The organism is Halorubrum sp. CBA1125 (assembly GCF_009742825.1).
Classification (GTDB): Archaea; Halobacteriota; Halobacteria; order Halobacteriales; family Haloferacaceae; genus Halorubrum.
This window is the reverse complement of the sequence record NZ_WPCE01000156.1, coordinates 1-6,975: the sequence shown is the minus strand read 5'-3', so window position 1 is coordinate 6,975 and position 6,975 is coordinate 1. Positions and strand designations below refer to the sequence as shown.

At 70.4% G+C, this 6,975-nt stretch carries 6 protein-coding genes; all 6 read left to right on the top strand.

Annotation, left to right across the window (positions count from 1 at the left end; translation table 11 throughout):
* Positions 1-1,770 (top strand): chemotaxis protein CheA (locus GJ633_RS12505; RefSeq protein ID WP_156589097.1); only part of this gene is annotated, 1,770 nt, incomplete at its 5' end.
* Positions 1,767-2,570: a protein-glutamate O-methyltransferase CheR gene (locus tag GJ633_RS12500; RefSeq protein ID WP_156589096.1), complete on the top strand. Its 804-nt coding sequence runs from the start codon at positions 1,767-1,769 to the stop codon at positions 2,568-2,570. The genes GJ633_RS12505 and GJ633_RS12500, both read left to right, overlap by 4 nt.
* Entirely contained in the window at positions 2,570-3,778 is a 1,209-nt protein-coding gene (locus GJ633_RS12495) for a HEAT repeat domain-containing protein (protein WP_156589095.1), read from the top strand. Before GJ633_RS12500 ends, GJ633_RS12495 begins: the two co-directional genes overlap by 1 nt.
* A complete protein-coding gene (locus GJ633_RS12490) occupies positions 3,779-4,651 on the top strand; it encodes a CheF family chemotaxis protein (protein WP_156589094.1) in 873 nt (290 codons plus the stop codon).
* Between the two features lie 216 nt (positions 4,652-4,867).
* Positions 4,868-5,578 (top strand): HAD family hydrolase, encoded by a 711-nt coding sequence (locus tag GJ633_RS12485; protein ID WP_156589093.1) that lies wholly within the window; start codon positions 4,868-4,870, stop codon positions 5,576-5,578.
* Entirely contained in the window at positions 5,575-6,615 is a 1,041-nt protein-coding gene (locus tag GJ633_RS12480; protein WP_156589092.1) for a carbohydrate kinase family protein, read from the top strand. The genes GJ633_RS12485 and GJ633_RS12480 overlap by 4 nt, the downstream gene beginning before the upstream one ends.
* Positions 6,616-6,975 lie beyond the last annotated feature (360 nt).

The following is a 6,975-nucleotide window of genomic DNA, read 5'->3' as shown; positions in this document are numbered from 1 at the left end:
CACCGACGCCGACGCGACCGCGACGGGACCGCAGACGCGAACGTCGACGACGAATCTTCGGAAGACACCCCGGGAGACGGCGGTGACGTCGCCGTCGACGACCTCGTCGTCCCCGATCTCCCGCCGAGCGCCGACGACCTCGACGCCCCCGTCGTGTACGCGGACGTGACGATCGGCGAGACGGCGATGCCCGGCGTGGACGCAACGCTCGTCGTGCAGGCGCTCGACGGGGAGTTCGACGGCTTCGCCACCGACCCCGAACCGGAGATGTTGGAGGACGGCGCGTACGACGGGAGATTCGACGCCTTCGTCGGGGGGGTGGACCCCGAGGTGGTCGCGGAGGGGCTCTCCGCGCTCACGCAGGTCGAGTCGGTGGCGACGGCGCTCGCCGACTCCGTCGTCGGCGAGCCGACCGAAGCGGGAGAACCTGCGGACGACGCGGACACATCCGACGAGGGCGATCCGACGGACGAGCCGGACGCACCCGACGGATCGACCACCGCCGACCGCGACGAGATCACGTCGATCCGGGTCGACGTCGACCAGGTCGACGAGCTGTACGGGCTCGTCGAGCAGCTGGTGACGAGCCGGATCAAGCTCCGCCGCGAGCTGGAGGGCACCGACGCCGACTCGGACGCGCTCGACGAGCTCGACAAGCTCGCGTCGAACCTGCAGGACACCGCGATGGACATGCGGCTGATCCCGTTCTCGCAGGTGTCGGACTCGTTCCCGCGGCTCGTTCGCGACGTCTCGCGGGACCTCGACAAGCGGATCGACTTCGAGATCGAGGGCGACGACGTCGAACTCGACCGGACGATCCTCACGGAGATACGCGATCCCCTCGTCCACGTGCTGCGGAACGCGGTCGATCACGGGATCGAGTCCCCCGCGGAGCGCAAGGCCGCCGGCAAGGATCCGACCGGTCGCGTCCGGCTCACGGCCGAGCGCGAGCGCGACCACGTCATCATCGAGGTCGACGACGACGGCGCCGGGCTCGACCCCGACCGCCTCCGCGAGAAAGCCGTCGCGGAGGGCGTCAAGAGCCGCGAGGCGGTCGACGCGATGGCGGACGACGAGGCGTACGACCTCGTGTTCCACCCCGGCTTCTCCACCGCCGAGGCGGTCACTGACGTCTCCGGTCGCGGCGTCGGCATGGACGTGGTTCGGACGACCGCCCGCGACCTCGACGGGTCGGTGACGGTCGAGAGCGAGCCGGGCGAGGGGACCACGGTCAGGTTCCGATTACCGGTCACCGTCGCCATCGTGAAGGTGATGTTCGTCGACGTCGGCGGCACGGAGTACGGCATCCCGATCAAGTCGATCGCCGAGGTCGCCCGTGCCGACGGCGTCGAGGAGGTCCACGGCGACGAGGTCGTTCGCCACGAGGACGACCTGTACCCGGTGATCCGGCTGCGCGAACGGCTGGAGAACGACGCCGCCGGACCACCCGCCAACCCCGGCGAGGACGGTGCGTCCGACGATGCGGGGTCGGCAGCGGCGGACGGCGGCACGGTGGCGACCGCCGCGGCCGGTGCGACCGATGCGACCGCCGTCGACCGGCGCGGTCCCACCGCGAGCGACGCGGGGATGCTCGTCCGCATCCGCGAGGAGACGCGGCAGATCGCGCTCCACTGCGACGCGGTGCTCGATCAGGAGGAAGTCGTGGTGAAGCCGCTCGACGGACCGCTGTCGGGAACGCCGGGGCTCAGCGGCACGGCGGTCCTCGGCGACGGCGACGTCGTGGCCGTCCTCGACGTGGTGAGCCTATGAGCGGCGAGACCGCCTTCGAGGGCGTCCTGCGACAGATCGACGACACGGTTCCGTTCGAGCCCGGCTACTACAACGAGTCGTACCTCGACCGGCGTATCACGGCCCGGATGCGCCGCCGAGACACCGACTCGCACGCGGAGTACGAGCGGTTGCTCCGCGAGGAGGACGCGGAACGCGAGGCGCTGATGGACGCGCTCACGATCAACGTGACCGAGTTCTTCCGCAACCCGGAGATGTGGAGCGTCCTCCGCGACGTGCTCCGCGAACGCACCGCGACGCAGCGGCGCGTCCGCGTCTGGTCGGCCCCTTCCGCGGACGGGAGAGAGCCCTACTCGGTCGCGATGCTGGCGTGTGACGACTCCGAGATCGACGAGTCGCGCGTCGAGGTGCTCGGGTCGGACATCAGCGGGGCGGCGCTCGACGACGCCCGCGACGGCGTCTACCACACCACGCGCACGACGGACATCGCCGAGGAGCTCGAACCCCTCTCCGAGCCAGATCGCTGCGTCGAGCGAGACGGCGACGCGTTCCGGGTCAGGTCGGCCCCGCGGCGGCTCGTCGCGTTCGAGACCCACGACCTGATCCGGGACGGCGCGCGCGGTCCGTTCGACGTGGTGCTGTGCCGCAACCTGCTGATCTACATCGACCGCGAACACAAGGGGTCGCTGTTCGACACGCTGGAGGCGTCGCTGGCCGACGACGGCGTGCTCGTCCTCGGGATGACGGAGAGCGTCCCGCCGGACCGCTCGGACCGGTACGAACCGATCGACAAGCGCCGACGGGTGTTTCGGAGGGCCTGATGTCGCTGTACCAACACTCGCGCGAGGGGAACGTCGAGCGGCTCAGGGACGCGATCGGCAGCGACAGCGCCGCAGTCCGGAAGCGCGCCGCGGAGTTCCTCGGCGAGGTCGGCGACGCCGACGATCAGGCGACCGTCGACGTCCTCCTCCGAGCCGCGACGAGCGACGCCGACGCACAGGTCCGCGGCGCCGCCGTCGACGCGCTCGACGAACTCGGCGAGTCGGCGCTCGAACAGCTGCTCTCCGAGCTCACCGGAACGAATCGGTCGGATGCGGAGTGGGTCACCGCCCGGAAGTTCGCGCGGGCGCTGCGGGCCGACCGCCCGGAGTTCCGGATGGCGGCCGCGAACGCGCTGGGTCGGTTAGACGACACGACCGGACTTCCGCACCTCGTCGAGGCGCTCTCGGACGAGGACCCGCGGGTCAGGCTCCGGGCCTGTCAGGCCTGCGGGACGTTCGCCGACGCGCGCGCGGTGCCCGGCCTGAAGGAGCGGTTCGACGACGAGCCGCGCGTACGGCGGGCGGCGGCGAACGCGCTCGGGAACATCGGCACCGACCGGGCGCTCGCACCGTTGCTCGACCTGCTCGACGACCCGGACGAGTCGCTCCGCCGGATCGCCGCCGGCGCGCTCGGCAAGGCGAACAACCCGGAACCGGTCGAACCGCTCGCCCGTGCGCTCGGCGACGAGAGCGCGACCGTCCGGAACGCCGCGGTGTACTCTATCATCGAGCTGCTGTCGAACGTGCCGACCCGACAGAGCCACGCGGTCCGCGACCGCGTCGTCACCGAGTTGAAGGCGGTCGACGACGAGACGGTGGTCGAGCCGCTCGTCGAGATTCTCTCGGAAGGCCAGCAGAGCCGCCAGCGGCGGAACGCGGCGTGGATCCTCGGACGCGTCGCCGAGCCGCGGTCGACAGACGCGGTCGAGGCGCTCGCGGCTGCACTCGCCGACGACGATCCGCAGACGGCCCAGTTCGCCGCCACCAGCCTCAAGAGCCTCAGCGGTCCGATCGTCGAGGACCGGCTCCTCGACCGACTCGGCACGGAACACCCCGAAGACGCGCGGGCGAAGGCTGTCTTCGTGCTCGGGCAGATCGGCGGGCAAGAGACGCTGACTCGTCTCGAAGAGTACGCCGACGACGATAGCCAGGCGGTCAGGAGACGGGTGTTCTCGGCCGTCTCCAAGCTCCGAGCTGGGGGTCCATAGATGGCCGACGGCAGCGGCGAGTACAAGGTCGCGGACATGCAGGCGAAGTTCGCCGTAGCCGTCCGAGAGGGGCGGAAGGTGACGGACGTCTCCTGGACACCGGGACGCGTTCTCCTCTCGAACCGGCGGCTGATCCTCGCGGGCAACGGTGGGAAGCGAACGGTTCCGCTCTCACAGCTCGAACGGCTCGGCGGTCGTCACGACGCCAACCAGTCGATCGCTCGAGTCTCGAACTACGTGAGCTTCGATCTCGGCGACCAGGTATTGCTCGTCGCGGCGTCCGATCACGAGTCGTTCGAACGCGACGTCTACCGAGCGCTACTGGACCAGCGGACGGTAATGGCGAAACACCCCGCCGTCGAGGGCGGCGTCGTCCAAGAGACGGGGTGGGAGCAGGCCCGGATGAAGATCGATGCAGACGGGCTCAGCGCGGCGCTGGAAGGCGGCACGTTCGTCGAGTTCGACCTCGACGACATCAGCGGGCTCGACGCCGCCAAGCGGACCGTCGACGGCGAAAAGAAGCCCGTGATAGAGGTGTCACACACCGACGACGAGGGGACGAGTATCGAGACGCACGTCGCCGGCGAGCCGAGCCGGATGCGGTTCGTCGAGGCGTGGCTCCGCAAGGGCGAGGAACGCAGCTCCGCGAACGTCGACCTCTCCAGCCGCGACCGGGAGGTGTTGATGGCGCTGTACTCCGGCGTCTCTCCGTTCGAGATCCCGTCGTTCCTCGGGATGGACGCCGACGACGTCGAGGCGACGTTCGAGCGACTGGTCGAGCTGGAGGTGGTCGAGGAGGTCCGGGTACGCCGGGAGGTGGTGCTCAACTCGCGCGGCCGCAACATCGCCAGCCAGGCGATGAACGAGCAGTGAGCGGTCGCTGACCGCGGACGCTCCGGATACGAAGACGCGACTCACGAGGGGCGAACAGCCGGCGGTACCGCTCCCGGTCGGGGCGCCGGACGCCCGCCTCGCCCGATCCGGGTCGAGTCTCAGATCACGGAGGGACTGGCCGCGGAATCGTACATAACCGTGAGGGTGCGGTAGCGGTCGAATCACGCTTAAGTCGATTCCGCATCGAGAGGGGCCATGAGCTACGAGGCGGTGTTCTTCGACCTCGACAACACCCTGTACCCCTATCCGCCGTGTAACGCGGCGGGCAAGCGCGCCGCGCTGGCGGTGCTCCGCGAGGCGGGGTACGAACTGGACCGCGAGGCGTTCGACGACGCGTACGCGACCGCGCGTCGAGAAGCGAAACGCGAGGTCCGCGGGACGGCGGCCTCCCACGACCGGCACATCTATTTCAAGCGGGTGCTGCGGCGCCACGCCGGCGTCCACGACGCCGAAACAGCGCTCGCGGTCGGAGACGCGTACTGGGAGGAGTACAGAGACGAGATGACGCTCTGTGACGGCGTCGAGTCCGCGCTCGACGCGCTCCGGGAGGCGGGCGTCGCGGTCGCCGTCGTCACGAACCTCACGACGCGCGTCCAACTGGCGAAGCTCACCCGACTCGGGATCGACGACCGCGTCGACCGGCTCGTCACCTCGGAGGAGGTGGGCCGGGAGAAGCCGAGCGCGCTCCCCTTCGCGACGGCGCTGTCGGCGTTCGACCTCCGGCCCAGCGAGGCGCTCGTGGTCGGCGACAACGTCGACGCCGACATCGCGGGGGGAAACGCCGTCGGGGCCGACACGGCGTACTTCGCGGCCGACGGCGACGACGCCCCCGCAGATCTCGCGGGCGACCGACGTCCAGACTACCGGCTCTCCGAGGTCGCCGAGGCGACCGAGGTGGTGCTTTGACCGACACCGGCCGGGAAGAGTTCGATCCGGAGAACGCCGGGTCACGAGACCTCGAGCCGGAACTGAACCCCGACGGCGCCGACCGGGTCCCGCGAGTCGTCGCTGCGGGCCACATCAACTGGGACGTGACGATCCACGTCGACCGCCTGCCCGAGCCGGGCGGCGAGACCCGGATCGACCGGCTCGAACAGTCCGGCGGCGGCAGCGCCGCGAACGTCGCGGTCGGGCTCGTCGAACTCGGGGGCCAGTCGGTCGTCTACGGGAGCGTCGGCGGCGACGAGTCGGGCGCCCTGGCGCTCCGCGAACTGGCGAACGCCGGCGTCAACCCCGGACACGTGCTCGTCGACGCGGACGAACCCACCTCGGTGAAGTACGTCATCGTCGACGGCGACGGTGAGGTGTTGCTGCTCGCGAACGACGGCGCCAACGAGTCGTTCTCGGCGACCGACCTCGACCGCGACACGCTCGCCGCGGCCGACCACCTCCACCTCACCGGCCAGCGGCCGGAGACCGCGGCTGCGCTGGCGACGGCGGCGGGCGAGGCGGGCGCGACGCGGAGCTTCGACCCGGGCCGTCGGGTCGCCGACCGCGAGTTCGACGCCGCCCTCCACGCGACCGACGTGCTCTTCATGAACGACCGCGAGGCGGATGCGATCGCGGACGCGACCGACATCGACCCGTGGGAGCCCGAGGACCAAGTGGTCGCGATCACGCTCGGATCCGCGGGCGCGACGGTGCGGACCCCTCACGGCGACGTCTCGCATCCGGGATTCGCCGCCGATCCGGTGGACACGACCGGCGCCGGCGACGCGTTCGCGGCGGGGTTCCTCGCGGCGGCGCTGCGCGAGCCGGAGATCACCGGCGAGGGGTTCTCGCACGACCCCCGCGACTACCAGGTGCCGCTGTTGGTCGGGAACGCCTGCGGCGCGATCGCCGCCGAGACGGTGACGGCCCGGACGGACCTCTCGTGGGACCGGATTGGCTCGGTGATGGGTGACTCGCCGGAGTCGGACCTCCTGATCGAGGTCCGGATGTGAACTCCCCTCCGGCGTGTCATGGAACTGTTCGCAGAGCCGGCAGTTCCTCCAATCAGAATCGGTCGATACAGTCTAAAGAACGACTGATCCGCGGTGCGGTGGCGCGCCTGCGAGCGCCCGCAGGGCGCGAGACCGAGCGCGAGGGACGCCGCGAACGAAGTGAGCGGCGAGGCTGGGGAGGCGTGAGGTGCGGAGCTGTGCGGTTACGGGGTGGGACTCAAAGGGGCTGCCGCGAGGACGAAGCCTGACGACGCAAGCACTGGAGGGAGCGAACAAAGTGAGCGACCGAAGCGCGCAGCGAGTCGCGCGAGTCCTCGCGGCAGGGGCTTTGGGGGTAATCTCGACCACAACGATCTCGCA

Bases quoted from the DNA above. Each gene is read 5' to 3' on its own strand.
- GJ633_RS12500 (WP_156589096.1), top strand. From the start codon at position 1,767: ATGAGCGGCGAGACCGCCTTCGAGGGCGTCCTGCGACAGATCGACGAC.
- GJ633_RS12495 (WP_156589095.1), top strand. From the start codon at position 2,570: ATGTCGCTGTACCAACACTCGCGCGAGGGGAACGTCGAGCGGCTCAGG.
- GJ633_RS12490 (WP_156589094.1), top strand. From the start codon at position 3,779: ATGGCCGACGGCAGCGGCGAGTACAAGGTCGCGGACATGCAGGCGAAG.
- GJ633_RS12485 (WP_156589093.1), top strand. From the start codon at position 4,868: ATGAGCTACGAGGCGGTGTTCTTCGACCTCGACAACACCCTGTACCCC.